The following is a 16,547-nucleotide window of genomic DNA, read 5'->3' as shown; positions in this document are numbered from 1 at the left end:
GTCAGCCAGAAATAGTCGCGATTCATCAATGACCTCCATCTGGAGACCGTGAATCACGATAGCCGCATCAATGGAAGCCCTTTATGGGTCCGGGCCCTAGGTCTCTGCAAGACGAGGGGACAATGACGGAGGCAAACCTTCCTACCAAGTTGATCGAAATGGGTTCCAGGTTGGACACCGTCGAGAACATGGTGAAGCAGAACGAGAAGCTCTTCGACAGATCAGAAAAATCGATGAGCACCTTTCTGACAAAACTGACTATCGCAATAGCGGTGGCAGGGTCGCTCGCCATCGCAAACGCCTTCTTCCAAGCCGATCGGATATCAGAATCAGTTCGAGACGCAAAGGAACGGATAGATGCAATCGTTGCGCAGACGAAACCGGCAGGGATTGATTTAGTAGATATCAAGAATGAAATCGACGATACAGATAATGTTTATGCCGAACCCCAATTGGGTTACGATTCTTCGAACAGAAATTTCGATGTATTCGTTTTGTCGCTCTCCTTAAATATGCGAGTTAAATATCAGGGGAACGGACTTGACCACGTTAACGGCATATTTGTGAAATTTGACCAAAAATTTATCGATAATTTCTTTCCAGGTCAAAACAACAATAGCGTAGGCCGTTTTAGGACAGGCTTCGTGTATAATTTTGATTATGTCCCGGTTTCTCCCGACTATTTCTTTGGATTCGGCCTGCGGTTTAGTAGCTACGACCGGGACTGCGACAGAGTAGAGAAAGCGATCCCAGCGTTGCTTAAAACTAGCACGCCGGGAAGTGTCGAAGTAACCCCAGTTTTTGACCAAAGGCCAGCGATAAACGCTACAAAGGTCTTTAACATCGTCGCAACTCCCGCCAACAACGTTTATGGTTGCAGCGATCTGGTGATCGGAAAAGACTTGCAGCCTATACGGCCCATACTTCCTACACCGCCTTGATCCCTGACCATCAATCTGGCCGGTCGAGCGTCAGGCTAAGCTGGCGTCACGCCAATCAACCTTAAACGTCATGCCCCACGAGTATCAATGTCACTTACGAGTTCAGCGTCACTCGCATGATCAAGCTTGCCAGTACCCGTCTTGGACAAAAATTTCAGGTTGGCATTCAGGGTCCCTCCCCGCTTTCCTAACTGCCTATCGACCTTGTGACCGTCGCCGTATGTCCAGACCGTTGTAAGCGGTACTCGATCAAATTTTGGCAGCTTCACGGCCAATTTCACCCAGTTCAAGAATATCAGTTTGCTAGCAAAATGTCTTTCGAACGGTTCCATCTCTCTTGCCCCATGTCGGTTGATCCCGCTCCATAGGCGCTTTCAACCATGCCCGCCACGCAAAAGGCCCCGCGGTGAGGCAGGGCCTTTGGTCAGTATCGATCGAGCGAGCGTTTAGGCTTCGGCGCGGGCCTTGCGCTGAGCGTCATTCGACTTCGTGTATTTAGAGAACTGCGTCGAGCCGGTATTCGTGGGGATGCCTTCAGCGGTGCAGAACGCGATGACATCTTTGCGCGTCGCGGTTTTCTTGTTCTTCCAGGCGAAGGCCCAAATCCGCTGAACCGAACCCTTGACGGTCGGCCCACGCTCGCCGGTCGTTTGCCGGCGGCCTTGATTGGGCCCTGACTGTGCCAATCTCCGATCTTCAAGGCCTTCAGGCGCGCCTTGAGCGCGGTCACATCAGCGACGACAGGGGCGTCCTTGCTAGTCGCCTTGCCCTTGCCCTTCTTGGGCTCGGGCGTCTCGATCGAAGTTGACACGGTGGTTAGCTCGGCCGGCAGGGCCGGTGCCGCGTCGAGCGTGATAATCTCGAACTTGCCGTCTTAGAGCTGGTTGCTGACGAACAGCGCCGGGTTCAGCTGCTGCTTGAGCGCTGCACCAGAATCAGGCGCAAAGCTGCCGTCCACACTCGATGCCTCCCAATTTATCATATCTCTTCGGGCCCATGCTCACCACGCCGGGCGTCAAGATGGAGACGCCCGGTGTCCAGGACGAGACCGAACGGGTCAACGTGATCGCGTACTTGCGCACACTCAGCGACAAGCCGATCCCGCTGCCCTGAACCCCTGGTCCCTCCCAGTATCGCCCCTTTGTAAAAGCGCACTGGGGAAGCCCTGCCAATGCCAGCGCGTTCAGCCTTGCCCGCTGTTCAAGCACCGTGTCAGGCCCTTGCGTCTCTAGGCGCCTCGCTGTGGCCTTCAGGAAACGTGCATTCGACTCCCCGGAAGCGATCCACCTCGGAGAGGCGGCAGGGGTCGAGTTCATCCCGAGAATCGCGGCGGCGCTGGCGTTAGGCTTAGCAAATGAAGCCCTTAACGCTTATTCAATTTATCTATTTTAGAATGCGCTAATGCGCTTCTCAATCCTGCTTTTTGGCTGGGCAGCATTTTGCTGTTGGGATTTCGCCGCCAATGATGGCCAAACCATTATCGGCCTTGGCGTGCGAATTACCAGGCTATTCCACCTCTCCGGGCTAATTTGAACTTAGGACGACGTCAGCGCTTCTTCACCTTCGGCGTGATCTCCTCGACCCGCACCTTGTCGCCGATCTCCTTGGCCATATCGAACGCCTTCTGCTTGTCCTTGGTGGTCAGCACAGTGCGCCAGTGCGGCTTCTCAAACACGCTGACGATGTAGGTCGTGGCCGGCTTGTGCTCCACCTTTTGCTGCCTCGTTCAAAATGATAAGTCCCAATTATATTAGCAGAGGTGTATATATTCGCCCAGCCGGCACCGCCCGTCCTCAAGGCCCTGCCGGTCAGGCCCAGCGGCCTTCCGCTGCTAGTCCCCTCGCAACCCCAGCCGCTGGGCCGTTGCCTAAGTCTCTCGCTTTTCGAACGTCGGCTTCCAGTCGAGGTTGCGCGCCCTGTTAAGGCCCTCATAGTCGGGAATGCAGATGAAGAACATCGGGCGCGGATCGCGGCCGGCAGCCTTGCAGTCGGAGCAGCCAAAGAGTCCGACGAGATCCTGGTGCATTGAGCCATGGCCAGGCCCGAGCCTATCAATCAGCGCCTGGATATCAAAGTTTGGTCGACTTGCAGCACATCGGGTGCCCGCAGTTGATATAGACGGTTTCGCGGGCGGCCAGGGTGTCGGCGAGGGTCTTTTGGGGCATGGCGATCTCCGTTGAAGGGTCGCCGCAACGGGAGGATTATATTCCTGATGCTTCTCGGATGGCAATATATTCCTGCGAGAGCGGCGCAGGCCAATAGCGGGGGAAAACATCCGCGCAGGGTTTTATTGCAGAGTTGCTAATATTAGGGTCGAAACAGCCGGCTTGCCCCCAAGAGCCCCAAGCCGGCTAGGCCCGGCGGTCAGTCGAACATACCCCAACGGACTGTCGGGCCGCTAAACTGGACCTGTAGGGTTTAGATCATTCGCTACTTCCGATGCCGGGCTTGCCTCGGCGCCTTCCGATGCCCGCTTATAGATCAAGCTGACGACTAGGCCGATATATCCAAACTGCAGAATAACCAAGGCAAGGATGGCCCATCCAAGCGCCGTCCAGACGGAACCGGTTTCTATGTCGGCCCAGATCGCCACGATGAACGACGTCGCAAACATACCCACTAAAAATTGCGGAAAATACATGGTTGCCCGCACCCGTTAAAAGAGCCCGCCGCTCCATTTGCGAAGCGGCGGGGCCGCCCCTACCCAATCTACCCCCCAATTGCCGGGGTGGGAGATGCCACCGGCATTGCTGACAGTGCAATAGCAGTGCCAGTCACAGTGACCCATTACGGTACACCTACGCCGACGGCGCAAGACGGGATTTCCGATTAACATTAACTGTTGCTAATGTATCACCCCGGAGCGAGCCACTAGCTCGCGTTCCCGCCGGCCGCTGTCCTACACCGCCGAAGCGCCCCGCGCCCGTCGGTGCCGAGCACGGACCCTTGCATTGAAGTGGTCGAAGCCTGCGGCGAATGGCACGTCCGCGTTTATTGGTAGTGGTGGCTAGGTCGCTCAATCCGGGTCCCTGAGGATATCCGCCTCGATCGCCGCATTGACGAAGGCGGCGCGGGCATAGCCGGCCTCTTTCAGCCCCTCGAGCACGCCCAAGCATGCCTTACGGGCGGCAACGTGACAGCGGCCCGTCTTCACGGGCCAGCGGTTTAGCAGGATGTCCGCGGCCTGGGCGACGCGCTCAACCTTGAAAGTCGTGTTCTTTGATCTGCCGAGCGCAACCCGCACCGGCTCATCGAAACGCTGGTCCTGCATGCTTCCCCTCCCGGACTCGACCTCGGAGGCAATTCGGTTCACTCAGGTATCAGAAAGCCCCAAGGGCATGATCGCCTGCCGCTTCAAAAAAAGCCCGCTGCCTGTCCCATCGTGGCAACGGGCTGAGTGCGCTTTTGGAGGGCAATTAAGCCCGCCCTAACATTAGTTCGGGAAGGCGCTCTTGTCGTTAACCGATTGCCCGTCGTCCACGGTTGTGGACTGGCTGTGGATAAACCGCCCGCATTAGCCCGCCGCTGTCAGTACATCCGTGGTCAGCGGCGGCACCAGGGCAAGCCCAGGCGATCTCTAGAAATGCCAAGCCAGCGCCAACACGACGCCCGCCGAAGGATGAACGCGAGCCAGACATTATCGACCCATTGACGGACCTCAGAGCGGCGCGCGACCGGTTGAGTGTGCGGAGAGCGTCCAAATTCATCGGTATGGCGGTCAGCCACGTGTTGGGGTGGACGGCCCCCGAGCGGTGGGTGGCTCCCCCGGAAACCCGGCGTAGGCCCGCATGAATGCGTCGATCAAGCCTGCCCCACAGCAGACTCATGCATCCCGACCTCCTTCACCAATGCCCGCAATTCGGCTGGTGGCGCCAGGCAGAAAGTTCGAAAAGCGTCCAACAACCCCAGGTAAATTTAAACGGACGCCGTATCGGACAACAAGGGCTCGGATATCACAGCGAACGTCCGCGATAGAACGGTCAATATCGTCGCCAAAAGAGCGTCCAAATAGGGCTGTCGGCGTCTCCGTCGTGGGAACGAAAAAAGAAGAGAAGCAGAACTTTCGTGTGCGATTTTTGCACACAGACGCCCATAACAAGTTGATTTTATTTATGTATCTGCCCCATCCATCATGGGTGCTATGGCAAGCTTTGCTTCCAGCATGTCGTCCAATCGAGGTCGGCCAAATCGCGCCATTGCGGCGCCTATTTAGCCTATTTGCCGCTTCTTTCAACCGCCGCCTTTTGAGGCCGCCGATCGGTGGCAACGCTGATCCAGAGAATTCCTCTTCCTGTCACGGACGGGGCGAAGGGTTTGCGTTAGGGTTTGGTTTGAAAGCGCAGCGGAGGTCAACATGGGCGACCCAGCAGACAGAAAGCCTGTCTACGATCCCCAGCAACTGTAGCCCCTGCTGGTTTCGCGGCAGCATGCGGGCGATGTCGACGGCATGACCGCCCTGTTCGAACCGGACGCGGTGATCGATTGGACGCGGTGATCGATGTGGAGACGGACCTTTGACCGGCCGAACTTTCGATGCCCACTATTTCCGGAGCGCATCGCAAAACACCACCCGCGCCGCCATGGCGCGAGACCTTGGAAGAGCGTCAAGACAACAGGCGCCTACCGCCGCAGTGCATGCACGCTTGCCATGCTTTCGCCAGCGACCGGCAACGCCATATCATCATCGAGAAGGCGCGTGATGCGGGCAAAGCCTGTGAACGCTTTTCTTGCTTCCTCCGCCGACATCTGGCCCGACAAGGCGGCCGAGCAGCAATTCAGCGCGCACTGATAGACTGGACCGCGCCGTCCCGTCGGCCATTTCCGCAAGAACACCATGGCCTCGGCAACACTATCGACTTCTTCAGCAGGATGACCCTGCCCGCGCGAAATCCGCACGGGCGAAAAGAACTGCAGATCCATCATTTCCTCCCGGTCGACCGCGATACCGCTTGATCGAACCTTACAAAACGCCCCTTCCGACGGTTTGTTCCACGCCGAAAACAGAATTATTGAAGAATCTTTGGTCGATGGATGCCGGCTAAATCGTCGGGAAGTGGCAGGCCACTTTGCGGCCGGGTCGATATTCCCTCAGCTGCGGTCGCTCGTTGCGGCAGCGCTCGACCGCGATCGGGCATCGGGGATGGAAACGGCAGCCGGATCGCGGCTTGAGCGGGCTCGGTACGTCGCCGGTCAGGATGACGCGCTTGCGCGTCGTCTCAACGACGGGAACCGCCGAGATCAGCGCCTGGCCGTAGGGATGGGCAGGTGCTGCAAACACTTCCTCCGCCGGCCCTTCCTCAAGTGGGCGATGAAGATGTAGGTGAGCTGCAGCTTCTCCTACAGATCGGCTAGCAGGTTGACGATTTGCGCCCCACGACGAGATCGGGGTTCAATGCAATGGCCCGAGCGATGCCGACACGTTGGCGCTGTCCGCCGGAAAATTCATGCGGATGCCGCATGACATGATCCGGCAGCAACCCGACGAGGTCGAACAGTTCCGCGACGCGTTTGTTGATCTCGCTCGACGAAAGCTTGCTATGGATACGCAGCGGCTCGGCCACCAGGTTGCCGACGCGCCGGCGCGGATTGAGCGAAGCAGACGGGTCCTGGAAAACCATTGCAGGCGGCGCCGGAGCGGCCGGAGGTCGGACAGCGGCTTGGAAGTGATGTCGTCACCTTCGAACAGGAGCTGGCCGTCCGATATGTCGTGGAGCCTCACCAGGCAGCGCGCCAGCGTGGACTTGCCGCAGCCGGATTCGCCAACCAGCCCGACCTATCGCCGCGCCGCACGGTCAGGCGTCGAAATTCGAATCATCGGTGGTGACCCACCATTGGGTCGCATCGATAATCGCAGTTCTCATTGAATATCTTTAAGGCCAAAGCCGGCAAATAGGTTGCTTGTCCGTTCCCCAGCGTCAGGCTTACCCTGCATGCGGCCAACGCGTGAGGGCGCGTGCTGCAAAAGGGGAACATTGCAATGACAATACAGGGTGCTTCACCTGATCTATACAACGAGGATCTGGCCCCAGCCAAAGTTCGAAACTGGGGACCATTCTCGATCTTCAACGTCTGGACGTCGGACGTTCACAGCCTCTGGGGCTACTATCTGGCCGCCAGCCTGTTTCTGTTCTGCGGCGGCTTCGTCAACTTCATCATCGCCATCGGTATCGGCTCGCTGATCATCTATGCGCTGATGAACATGGTCGGTTATGCCGGCGTGAAGACCGGCGTGCCCTACCCCGTGCTTGCCCGCGCCTCTTTCGGCATCTGGGGCGCCAACATACCGGCGCTGGTGCGCGCCGTCGTCGCCTGCTTCTGGTACGGCGCACAGACGGCCGCCGCCTCCGGCGCGATCGTTGCGCTGCTGATCCGCTCGCAATGGTTCGCCGATTTCAACGCCAACACGCATTTCCTCGGCCACACCGGCCTGGAGGTGATCTGCTTCGTGGTCATCTGGGCGCTGCAACTGCTGATCATCCAGAACGGCATGGAAACGGTGCGCCGCTTCCAGGACTGGGCCGGCCCTGCCGTGTGGGTGATGATGCTGATCCTGGCGATCTATCTCTGCGTCAAATCCGGGAGATTTGCCTTCACCAGCGACATTCCGATGGACGTCCTGCTGGACAAGACCAAGGATGCAGGCGTGCCGGGCACGCCGGGATCGTGGACGTCGCTGTTTGCGGTGGCGGCGATCTGGGTCACCTACTTTTCCGCGCTTTATCTCAATTTCTGCGATTTCGCCCGTTACGCGCCGGACAAGGCATCGCTGCGCAAGGGCAACATCTGGGGCTTGCCGATCAACCTGATCCTGTTCTCACTGGTCGCCGGCGTCACCACCATTGCCGCCTTTGACGTCTATGGCGAAGTGCTGCTGCATCCCGACCAGATCTCGGCGAAATTCGACAGCTGGTTCCTGGCAGCGCTCGCAGCCTTGACCTTTGCGATAGCAACCCTCGGCATCAACGTGGTGGCAAACTTCGTCTCGCCGGCCTTCGACTTCTCCAACGTCTTTCCCAGGCAGATCGACTTCAAGAAGGGGGGCTATATCGCAGCCGTGATCGCCCTGCTGCTCTATCCCTTCGCACCGTGGGAAGGCAGTGCCGCCTCCTTCGTCAACATCATCGGCGCGACGATGGGGCCGATCTTCGGGGTGATGATGGTCGACTACTATCTGATCCGCAAAGGCGAGGTCGACGTCGAGGCGCTCTATCGCGAGGACGGCGAGTTCCGCTTCCAGGGCGGCTGGCACGTCAATGCCTTCATCGCCGCCGGCATCGGCGCCATCTTCTCGTCGATCCTGCCGAACTTCACCAACTGGCTGCCGTCCTGGTGGGGAGTCTATGGCTGGTTCTTCGGCGTGGCGATTGCCGGCATCATCTACTATGTGCTGCGCACCGCCGCTTTGGGCGCTGGAGCGAAGACGGCAAAGGCTTGAAAATGACGCAGTAGGCAGTAGGTGTTAGGGAGTAGTGAATTACTGCCTACTGCCTACTGTCCACCATCTCGGCCAGTCTGCGCACGGTGTTCCAGTTGCGCGAGGTGCCGATGCCCATGCGTTTGTGGTTGGTCGCCGCAAGAAGCCGCGAGCTTGGCCTCGCGCGCGAAAAGACGACCCAGATGTCGCCGCTGACCGACACAACCTTCTCGTCCTCGGCGACATAGGCCTGGAGCGCTGCTACGGCGTCCACGGGTGCAGGCTCGCGCATCACCCGTACCCCCACCTGGTCGCCCACCAAGGCTGATTCGGCCGGGAACGGATTGCCGGCGGCAAGCGTCAGCCAGTTCTGCGCATTGCGCACGATGATGTCGACATGGCGGCCGAAGGTCTTTTCGAAGGCTGCTTCCAGCCGCTGCTCCAGATCGGCGATATCAGTTGCCGGCGCCTCGAAGACCAGATTGCCGGTCGCCACCAAGGTGCGCGGGTTCTTCAGCCCGAGCTGTTCCGCCATGGCCTTGAGATCGGCCATGACGACCCGTCGCCCCTCGCCCAGAATGATGCTGTAGAGCAGCGCGACATAGGTCTGCATCGAGCGCGGCCGGCTACACCAGCCGGCTCTGCTCCACCGCCGCCTCGATGAAACTGGCGAACAGCGGATGCGGGTCGAGCGGCCGGCTTTTCAGTTCCGGGTGATACTGCACGCCGATGAACCAGGGATGGTCGGGATACTCGACCGTTTCCGGCAGCACGCCGTCTGGCGACATGCCGGCAAACACCAGGCCGCAATCCTCGAGCCGCTCCTTGTAGTCGACATTGACCTCGTAGCGGTGGCGGTGGCGCTCGGAAATCTGCGTGTCGCCATAGATCTCGGCGATCTTGGACCCCTTGGCGAGTTCGGCCTGATAGGCACCGAGCCGCATCGTGCCGCCGAGATCGCCGGTTTCCCGACGCTTCTCCAGCATGTTGCCTTTCAGCCATTCGGTCATCAGGCCGACGACCGGTTCCTCGGTCGGACCGAACTCGGTCGAAGACGCGTGCTCGATGCCGGCCAGCGACCGCGCCGCCTCGATGCAGGCCATCTGCATGCCGAAGCAGATGCCGAAATATGGCACCTTGCGCTCGCGTGCGAACTTCGCCGCCAGGATCTTGCCTTCGGAACCTCGCTCGCCAAAGCCGCCGGGAACCAGGATGCCATGCACCTTTTCGAGCCAGGGCGTCGGATCTTCCTTTTCGAATATCTCCGATTCAATCCAGTCGAGCTTGACCTTGACGTGATTGGCCAGGCCGCCATGCGACAGCGCCTCGATCAGCGATTTGTAGGCATCCTTGAGGCCGGTATATTTGCCGACTACGGCAATGGTGACCTCGCCTTCCGGATTGTGGATACGGTTGGATACCGCCTGCCAGGGCTCCATGCGTGGCTTCGGCGCCGGATCGATGCCGAAGGCGGCCAGCACTTCCGAATCGAGCCCTTCCTTGTGATAGGCCATCGGCACATCGTAGATATGCGGCACGTCGAGCGCCTGGATCACTGCACTTTCGCGCACGTTGCAGAACAGCGACAATTTTCTGCGCTCTTCCTTGGGAATGGCGCGGTCGGCGCGGACCAGCAGGATGTCAGGCGCGATGCCGATGCCGCGCAGTTCCTTGACCGAATGCTGGGTCGGCTTGGTCTTCAGCTCGCCGGCCGTCGGAATGTAGGGCATCAGCGTCAGATGAACGTAGACGGCGTTGTTGCGCGGCAGGTCGTTGCCGAGCTGGCGGATCGCCTCGAGGAACGGCATCGCCTCGATGTCGCCGACCGTGCCGCCGATCTCGCACAGCACGAAATCATAGTCGTCATTGCCGTTGAGGACGAAATTCTTGATCTCGTCGGTGACGTGCGGAATGACTTGCACGGTGGCGCCGAGATAATCGCCGCGCCGCTCGCGCTCGATGATGTTCTTGTAGATGCGGCCTGTGGTGATGTTGTCCTGCTGATTGGCGGAGCGGCCTGTGAAGCGCTCGTAATGGCCAAGATCGAGATCGGTTTCCGCACCATCGTCGGTGACGAAAACCTCGCCATGCTGATACGGCGACATCGTGCCCGGATCGACATTGAGGTAGGGATCGAGTTTTTTGATGCGTGCGCGATAGCCTCGCGCCTGCAGGAGAGCCCCAAGGGCCGCTGCGGCTATGCCTTTTCCAAGTGAGGAAACCACGCCGCCTGTGATGAATACATATCGCGCCATGGGAGTCATCGCTTAACGCGGCCGGATTGATTCCGCCAGAGAAAAAACCGCCGCGAAGGCTTTTTCCCAAGAAGGCGCTCGGGTCGTGAACAGGGCAAAACAAAAGGGCCGGCTGAGCCGGCCCTTTCGGCAGAATGATGGAAACGTCAGATGATAACGACCTTGGTGCCTACCCTGACGCGGCTGTAGAGGTCCATGACGTGCTCGTTGATCATGCGGAAGCAGCCATTCGAGGCGCTGGTTCCGATCGACTGCGGCGCGATGGTGCCGTGGATGCGCAGATGCGTGTCCTTCTTGCCGTCATAGAGATAGATGGCGCGCGCGCCGAGCGGATTCTGGCCACCGCCGGGCATGCCGTCCTTGTACTGGCCGTAATGCTTCGGCTCGCGCTTCTGCATGTCCAGCGTCGGGATCCAGCGCGGCCATTCCTGCTTGTCGCCGACCGCGACCGTGCCCTTGAACTGCAGGCCTTCGCGGCCGACCGCAATGGCGTAGCGGCGCGCGGTGGAGGACGATTCGACGAGGTAGAGGCGTCGCGCGCTGGTGTCGATGACGATGGTGCCGGCATCGTAACCGCTGAATTCCACGTCCTGCGGCACGAATTCCGGCTTCACCTTGAACTGCTTCTTGGCTTCCCTCTTGGCGAGAGCCTGGTCGAGGGCCCGTGTCTCGGGGAGATATGAAATCGATGAAGAGGGCGAGGTGCCGCCGAAGAGGCCGGCGAACAAACCGCCGCTGCTCGGCTGCTTCTGGCCGATGACCTCACTGCGCAGCTCGCCATTGTTGCCGGTCAAGGCGACGTTCATCGCCTCCGCCGGAAGCGGCTCGGCCGACTGGATCGGCGCGATCGGTTCGATTGGCTCGATGATCTTGGCAGCCTGTTTCTTGGCCGGCTTGGCATCGGCCACCTCGGTTGCCGGTGCGCTCTTGCCCTTCTTCGCCAGGAACGCCTGCCGTTCCGCGTCAGCCCTTGCCTTGGCCGCCTCGCGCATTGCCAGTTTCCTGGCTTCGAGTGCCTTGGCTTTGGCGGCCTCCTTGTCGGCAACGACCTTGGCCTCGATCTTCTTGATCTGGGCGAGGTCGTCCGGTGTCGGGTTTTTCTTCTTCTTGAGAAGCTTCAATTGCGACGCATCACTCTTGACGGCGACATTGATGGCGCCGGTTTTCTCAACTGAAGGTGCGGCCATATTTGCCGGCGCACCGGCGAAGGCTGGGGAACTCATGCCGAGTGCGGCGCAAAGTCCCAGGAAAATGAAGCTGCGAAGCTGCATGGCGAAGATCCGATCGTTCTATGCTTGTTGCCCACGGCGTCGCCCAGCGCCCCCCAAGGGCGCCGGAAATGCCGCGCGCAATCTATAGTCGAATAAGCGCGGACGCCTCAAGCGTGGGGCCGCGCCTCACCCAGTCGAATCTTCGTGATTTTGCTGCATTTGCCGCGACTGTGTTCAAACGACCACAGATCGCGGCTTAAGGCGCCGAAGACTACTGGTTCGGGACCTGCGGGGTCGCCGGCGCCGCGGGAGCGGCGCCATTGGTTGCCGGTGGCGTCGAACCTGCGGCAGGCGCCGTGGCCGGGGCAGTCGCCGGAGCCGCGGCATCATTGCCGGACGGCGGCGTCGGCGTGGTGGTGCCGGCAGGCGCCGGGGTGGTCGTGCCGGGCAATTGGTTGAGCACACCCTTGCCGGCACCATCAGATGTCGCCGGCACGCGGTCGAGGATGTCGATCGGCTTCTCGCCGTAGCGGGCAACGATCGACAGTGTCAGCGACGTGGCGAAGAAGGCGGCCGCCAGGATCGCCGTCGCACGCGTCAGCGCATTGGCCGCGCCACGCGCGGTCATGAAGCCGGATCCGCCACCGATGCCGAGGCCGCCGCCTTCGGAACGCTGCAGCAGCACCACGCCGACAAGGGCGAGCACGACCATGAGATGGACGACGATCAGTACGGTTTCCATAGTTTATCCTGGCAAGGCCTTGCCCGGCCGCGGACACGACCGGTGAATTGGAGGCGGCTCAATACAATGCTTTGACGGCATTTCCAAGCCCGTGGCCGGAATATGGGAAGTAACCCGCCCTTTGCAACGATTTCCGGCACCGGAAGCCCTGTCCGGCGGGGCAAATGTCTTCAAGCAATATTGCGATACGCCTCGGCGATGGCGAGAAAGTCCGCCGCTTTCAAGCTGGCGCCGCCGACCAGCGCGCCGTCGACATTCCTGACGCCGAGCAGTTCGACCGCGTTGGAGGGTTTGACCGAGCCGCCATAGAGAATGCGCACCTTTGCCGCGACGCTGCCGAGTTTTTCCGACAGCCTTGCGCGGATATGTGCGTGTGCTTCGGCCACATCGGCGGCGGTCGGCGTCAGGCCGGTGCCGATCGCCCATACCGGCTCATAGGCGATGATGGTGTTGGACGGGGTGGCGCTTGGCGGCACCGAGCCGTCGACCTGCCGCGACAGCACGTCCAGCGCGGCGCCCGATTCACGCTGCTGCTGCGTCTCGCCAATGCAAATGATGGCCACAAGCCCGGCGCGCCAGGCGGCGGAGGCCTTGGCCTGGACCGTCGCGTCATCCTCGCCGCGTTGCTCGCGGCATTCGGAATGGCCAACAATGACATGGCTCGCGCCCGCATCTTTCAGCATTTCCGCCGAGATGCAACCGGTGTAGGCGCCGCTCTCCTTGGTGTGGCAATCCTCACCGCCGGCATGCACCGGCGTGCGCGAAAGGATCTCCGCGGCGTGGGCAAGCAGGGTTGCGGGAACGCAAACCAGCGCTTCGGTCTCCGCATCGAGCCCACTCATGAAACCGTTGCCGATCATCCTGAGCTCGTTGAGCGAGGCATTGGTGCCGTTCATTTTCCAGTTGCCGGCGACGAGCGGGCGAATTCCTGGTGTCATGGGTTTGCTTCTCCGGGCGATATCGGGCTCTGGCTCTCACTACCAAAATCAGGCCACAAAGCAATCGACAGTGGACCGGAAGGGCGCTATTGCGCTTGTTTCAGACTCGGCGCATGCGAAAATGCGCATAAATCGGAAGTAAAAATGCTTGGTATATTGAGAAGCGCGGCAGGCACCTGGGTCGCGAAGGGGCTGTTGGTGTTGCTGGTGCTCAGCTTTATGGTCTGGGGCATTTCCGGACGGCTGATGGGCGGTTTCGCCGGCCATGATTCGGTCATAACCGCCGGCGGCACCAAAGTGTCGATCAACGAATACCGCCTCGCCTATGATCGCCAGCTCGCCGTCATGTCGCAGCAGTTCGGCCAGCGTCTCAGCCACGAACAGGCAAAGGCGCTCGGCGTCGACAACCAGGTGCTGGCCCAACTCGTCTCGGGCGCCGTCCTCGATGAACAGGCCCGCAAGCTGGGCCTCGGACTGTCCAAGGACCGGCTGGCCGAGTTGACGCGCGAAGATCCGGCCTTCAAGGGGCCAGGCGGTCAGTTCGACCGCAAAACATTCGAATACATGCTGCGCCAGATTGGCATGCGGCCCGAGGATTATCTCAAGAACCGTGCCCAGGTGGCAGTGCGCCAGCAGATCGTCGAGGCGGTTTCGGATGGCCTCAAGGCTCCGGAAACTTTCTTCAAGGCGGTTGCGCTCTATCGCGGCGAAGACCGCACCATCGACTATTTGATACTGCCCAAGGCACTGGTCGAGCCGATCCAGGCGCCGTCCGACAGCGTGCTTTCGGCCTATTTCGAAGCAAACAAGAAGACATACGCGGCACCCGAATACCGCAAATTCTCCTATGTCAGGCTTGAACCGGTCGACATCATGGATACGACCGCCGTCAGCGACCAACAAGTCAGCGACGACTACAACAAGAACAAGGCGCGTTACACCACGCCGGAACTGCGCACCATCGAGCAGCTTGTGTTCAAGACGCCGGATGCGGCCAAGGCTGCGCTCGATTCGCTCAAGGCCGGCGCCACCTTCGACAAGCTCGTCACTGCGGAAGGCAAGACCCCGGCCGATACGCTGCTCGGCACGCTGGCCAAGGACAAGATCGCCGACAAGGCTGTCGCCGACGCAGCCTTCGCGCTCAATGCCAATGAAGTCAGTCAGGTCGTGCAGGGCGCCTTTGGCCCGGTGCTGCTGCGCGTCACCGAAATCAAGCCCGAGGTGGTGAAGCCGCTGACCGAGGTGTCCGACCAGATCCGCAAGGACCTGGCGCTGGGCGAGGCAAGCCGCATCCTTCTGGACGTGCGTGACCGCTATGAAGATACCCGCGCCGCCGGCAGTTCGCTGGCCGACGCCGCCACCAAGCTGAAGCTGAAGCTCATCACCATCGACGCCATCGATCGCAGCGGATTGCGGCCTGACGCGAGCATCGTCAAGGACCTGCCGCAATCGCCGGAACTGATCAAGGCTGTCTTCGACGCCGAACCCGGCACGGAGAACGAACCTTTGACCACGGCGGACAATGGTTTTGTCTTCTACGAAGTGGCTTCTGTCACGCCGGCTCGCGACCGCACGCTGGACGAGGTTCGTCAGAAAGCCGTCGCCGACTGGACGGCGGCCGAGACCACCAAGCGGCTCGCCGCCAAGGCGGACGAGCTCGAAAAGCGGCTCAAGGCCGGTGCCACGCTCGACGTCATTGCCAGTGAGCTCAAGCTGGAGAAGCAGACCAAGCGCGGCGTCAAGCGCGAGGCCGACGATGTCGATTTCGGCAAGGAGGGTGCGGCAGCGATGTTCGGCGTCGGCGAAGGCGGCTCCGGCTTGATCCCCTCGCCCACCGGCGACGGGCAGATCCTGTACAAGGTCGCCGAAGTGTTCGAGCCCGCGGGGGCCGATGCCAGCTCGGTGCCGGACGATGCGCAGAAATCCTTCACTTCCGGCATGTCGGATGATCTGCTCGATCAACTGGTGGCGCAGTTGCAAACGCAGTACGACGTTCGCATCGATCAGGCCGCCGTTGCCCAAGCCTCGACAAGATGAGCGCGCTGAAAACCCATATCGCCAAAGTCGCGACCGGAAGCGCGCTTTCCTTCGAGGAAGCGCGCGAGGCCTTCGACATCATCATGTCGGGTGACGCCACGCCCGGCCAGATCGGCGGCTTCCTGATGGCGTTGCGCGTGCGCGGCGAGACGGTGAGCGAGATTTCCGGCGCCGTCGCCACTATGCGCGCCAAGATGCTGCGCGTCGACGCACCTGACGGCGCCATCGATATCGTCGGCACGGGCGGCGACAATTCCCACAGCCTCAACATTTCGACGGCATCGGCCTTCGTCATTGCCGGCAGCGGTGTACCGGTCGCCAAGCATGGCAATCGCGGTCTGTCGTCTCTGACAGGAGCCGCCGACGTGCTGGTTGCGCTCGGCGTCAAGATCGACATCTCGCCCGAATTCATCGGCCGCTGCATCCATGAGGCAGGCGTCGGTTTCATGTTCGCGCCCGCGCACCATCCGGCGATGAAGCATGTCGGTCCGACCCGCGTCGAACTCGGCACCCGCACCATCTTCAATCTGCTAGGGCCTCTTTCCAATCCTGCCGGTGTCAAGCGGCAGATGGTCGGCGTGTTCCTGCCGGAGTGGATCCTGCCGGTGGCCGAGACGCTGAAGGCGCTGGGCACCGAGCATGCCTGGGTTGTCCACGGCGACGGCTATGACGAGATCACCACCACCGGCGAGACGCAGGTGGCCGAACTGATCGGCGGCGAGATCCGCAGCTTCACGCTGACGCCCGAAGTGGTTGGGCTGGCGCGCCATACCAAGGATGAATTGCGCGGCGGTGACGCGGCCTACAACGCCAAGGCATTGCGCGACATGCTGGGCGGCGCTGCCGGCGCCTACCGGGACACCGTGCTGATGAATGCCGGCGCCGGGCTGGTGGTGGCAGGCAAGGCGACGACGCTAACCGACGGCATCGCGGCAGCCGTACAGGCCATCGACAGCGGCCGGGCCCTGCAAGTGCTCGACAGGCTGGTCGAGATTTCGAACGGATAAAA

At 60.6% G+C, this 16,547-nt stretch carries 16 protein-coding genes; 4 read left to right on the top strand and 12 right to left on the bottom strand.

Going from position 1 to position 16,547, the window contains the following annotated elements; all coding sequences use genetic code 11:
* The first annotated feature begins 122 nt into the window (after positions 1-122).
* Complete coding sequence (locus ASD99_RS22675) at positions 123-941, top strand: hypothetical protein (RefSeq protein ID WP_156389051.1); 819 nt, start codon at positions 123-125, stop codon at positions 939-941.
* A gap of 1,546 nt (positions 942-2,487) precedes the next feature.
* Here the strand turns inward: ASD99_RS22675 and ASD99_RS34150 are convergent.
* From ASD99_RS34150 to ASD99_RS35220, 7 genes are all read right to left on the bottom strand, one after another.
* A complete protein-coding gene (locus ASD99_RS34150; protein WP_164482314.1) occupies positions 2,488-2,652 on the bottom strand; it encodes a hypothetical protein in 165 nt (54 codons plus the stop codon).
* A gap of 156 nt (positions 2,653-2,808) precedes the next feature.
* Positions 2,809-2,967, bottom strand: coding sequence for a hypothetical protein (locus ASD99_RS33590; RefSeq protein WP_156389049.1), 159 nt, complete (start codon positions 2,965-2,967; stop codon positions 2,809-2,811).
* Between the two features lie 372 nt (positions 2,968-3,339).
* A complete protein-coding gene (locus tag ASD99_RS22660; RefSeq protein WP_057144975.1) occupies positions 3,340-3,582 on the bottom strand; it encodes a hypothetical protein in 243 nt (80 codons plus the stop codon).
* Between the two features lie 375 nt (positions 3,583-3,957).
* The gene (locus tag ASD99_RS22655; protein WP_057144974.1) at positions 3,958-4,212 is read right to left on the bottom strand and encodes a DUF982 domain-containing protein; all 255 of its coding nucleotides are present in this window, start codon (positions 4,210-4,212) and stop codon (positions 3,958-3,960) included.
* Between the two features lie 1,349 nt (positions 4,213-5,561).
* Complete coding sequence (locus ASD99_RS22650; RefSeq protein ID WP_200951032.1) at positions 5,562-5,861, bottom strand: DUF982 domain-containing protein; 300 nt, start codon at positions 5,859-5,861, stop codon at positions 5,562-5,564.
* A gap of 118 nt (positions 5,862-5,979) precedes the next feature.
* Positions 5,980-6,219, bottom strand: coding sequence for an oligopeptide/dipeptide ABC transporter ATP-binding protein (locus ASD99_RS34935; protein WP_244497875.1), 240 nt, complete (start codon positions 6,217-6,219; stop codon positions 5,980-5,982).
* A gap of 70 nt (positions 6,220-6,289) precedes the next feature.
* Entirely contained in the window at positions 6,290-6,502 is a 213-nt protein-coding gene (locus tag ASD99_RS35220) for an ATP-binding cassette domain-containing protein (RefSeq protein ID WP_274533720.1), read from the bottom strand.
* 416 nt (positions 6,503-6,918) lie between these two features.
* Here ASD99_RS35220 and ASD99_RS22640 point away from each other — a divergent pair, with 416 nt between their 5' ends.
* Positions 6,919-8,376 carry an NCS1 family nucleobase:cation symporter-1 gene (locus tag ASD99_RS22640; protein WP_056587646.1) on the top strand — a complete coding sequence of 486 codons (1,458 nt, stop codon included), beginning with the start codon at positions 6,919-6,921 and terminating at the stop codon, positions 8,374-8,376.
* 46 nt (positions 8,377-8,422) lie between these two features.
* Here ASD99_RS22640 and ASD99_RS22635 read toward each other — a convergent pair whose 3' ends face one another.
* The 5 genes from ASD99_RS22635 to tpiA form a co-directional block, all read right to left on the bottom strand.
* Positions 8,423-8,968: a DUF1697 domain-containing protein gene (locus tag ASD99_RS22635; protein WP_057144973.1), complete on the bottom strand. Its 546-nt coding sequence runs from the start codon at positions 8,966-8,968 to the stop codon at positions 8,423-8,425.
* Positions 8,969-8,981: 13 nt separating this feature from the next.
* Positions 8,982-10,619, bottom strand: a complete 1,638-nt coding sequence (locus ASD99_RS22630) for a CTP synthase (RefSeq protein WP_082525459.1) — start codon at positions 10,617-10,619, stop codon at positions 8,982-8,984.
* Positions 10,620-10,756: 137 nt separating this feature from the next.
* Positions 10,757-11,881 carry a L,D-transpeptidase gene (locus ASD99_RS22625; protein WP_057144972.1) on the bottom strand — a complete coding sequence of 375 codons (1,125 nt, stop codon included), beginning with the start codon at positions 11,879-11,881 and terminating at the stop codon, positions 10,757-10,759.
* A 211-nt stretch (positions 11,882-12,092) separates the two neighbouring features.
* The gene (gene secG / locus ASD99_RS22620) at positions 12,093-12,563 is read right to left on the bottom strand and encodes a preprotein translocase subunit SecG (protein WP_057144971.1); all 471 of its coding nucleotides are present in this window, start codon (positions 12,561-12,563) and stop codon (positions 12,093-12,095) included.
* A gap of 170 nt (positions 12,564-12,733) precedes the next feature.
* Positions 12,734-13,501, bottom strand: coding sequence for a triose-phosphate isomerase (gene tpiA / locus ASD99_RS22615; RefSeq protein WP_056587628.1), 768 nt, complete (start codon positions 13,499-13,501; stop codon positions 12,734-12,736).
* A gap of 144 nt (positions 13,502-13,645) precedes the next feature.
* Between tpiA and ASD99_RS22610 the strand changes: the two genes are divergently transcribed.
* Positions 13,646-15,538: a SurA N-terminal domain-containing protein gene (locus ASD99_RS22610; protein ID WP_057144970.1), complete on the top strand. Its 1,893-nt coding sequence runs from the start codon at positions 13,646-13,648 to the stop codon at positions 15,536-15,538.
* Entirely contained in the window at positions 15,535-16,545 is a 1,011-nt protein-coding gene (trpD, locus tag ASD99_RS22605; protein WP_057144969.1) for an anthranilate phosphoribosyltransferase, read from the top strand. Before ASD99_RS22610 ends, trpD begins: the two co-directional genes overlap by 4 nt.
* The last annotated feature ends 2 nt before the right edge of the window (positions 16,546-16,547 follow it).

This window comes from Mesorhizobium sp. Root695 (genome assembly GCF_001428185.1).
Taxonomy (GTDB): domain Bacteria; phylum Pseudomonadota; class Alphaproteobacteria; order Rhizobiales; family Rhizobiaceae; genus Mesorhizobium.
The sequence above is the reverse complement of the archived record's forward strand: the minus strand, read 5'-3'. Positions and strand labels throughout refer to the sequence as shown.

Coding starts and splice junctions, on each gene's coding strand:
- ASD99_RS22625 (WP_057144972.1), bottom strand. CDS start 11,881: ATGCAGCTTCGCAGCTTCATTTTCCTGGGACTTTGCGCCGCACTCGGC.
- secG (WP_057144971.1), bottom strand. CDS start 12,563: ATGGAAACCGTACTGATCGTCGTCCATCTCATGGTCGTGCTCGCCCTT.
- ASD99_RS22630 (WP_082525459.1), bottom strand. CDS start 10,619: ATGACTCCCATGGCGCGATATGTATTCATCACAGGCGGCGTGGTTTCC.
- ASD99_RS22655 (WP_057144974.1), bottom strand. CDS start 4,212: ATGCAGGACCAGCGTTTCGATGAGCCGGTGCGGGTTGCGCTCGGCAGA.
- ASD99_RS22675 (WP_156389051.1), top strand. CDS start 123: ATGACGGAGGCAAACCTTCCTACCAAGTTGATCGAAATGGGTTCCAGG.
- tpiA (WP_056587628.1), bottom strand. CDS start 13,501: ATGACACCAGGAATTCGCCCGCTCGTCGCCGGCAACTGGAAAATGAAC.
- ASD99_RS22660 (WP_057144975.1), bottom strand. CDS start 3,582: ATGTATTTTCCGCAATTTTTAGTGGGTATGTTTGCGACGTCGTTCATC.
- ASD99_RS22635 (WP_057144973.1), bottom strand. CDS start 8,968: ATGCAGACCTATGTCGCGCTGCTCTACAGCATCATTCTGGGCGAGGGG.
- ASD99_RS22640 (WP_056587646.1), top strand. CDS start 6,919: ATGACAATACAGGGTGCTTCACCTGATCTATACAACGAGGATCTGGCC.
- ASD99_RS22650 (WP_200951032.1), bottom strand. CDS start 5,861: ATGGATCTGCAGTTCTTTTCGCCCGTGCGGATTTCGCGCGGGCAGGGT.
- ASD99_RS22610 (WP_057144970.1), top strand. CDS start 13,646: ATGCTTGGTATATTGAGAAGCGCGGCAGGCACCTGGGTCGCGAAGGGG.
- ASD99_RS33590 (WP_156389049.1), bottom strand. CDS start 2,967: ATGCACCAGGATCTCGTCGGACTCTTTGGCTGCTCCGACTGCAAGGCT.
- trpD (WP_057144969.1), top strand. CDS start 15,535: ATGAGCGCGCTGAAAACCCATATCGCCAAAGTCGCGACCGGAAGCGCG.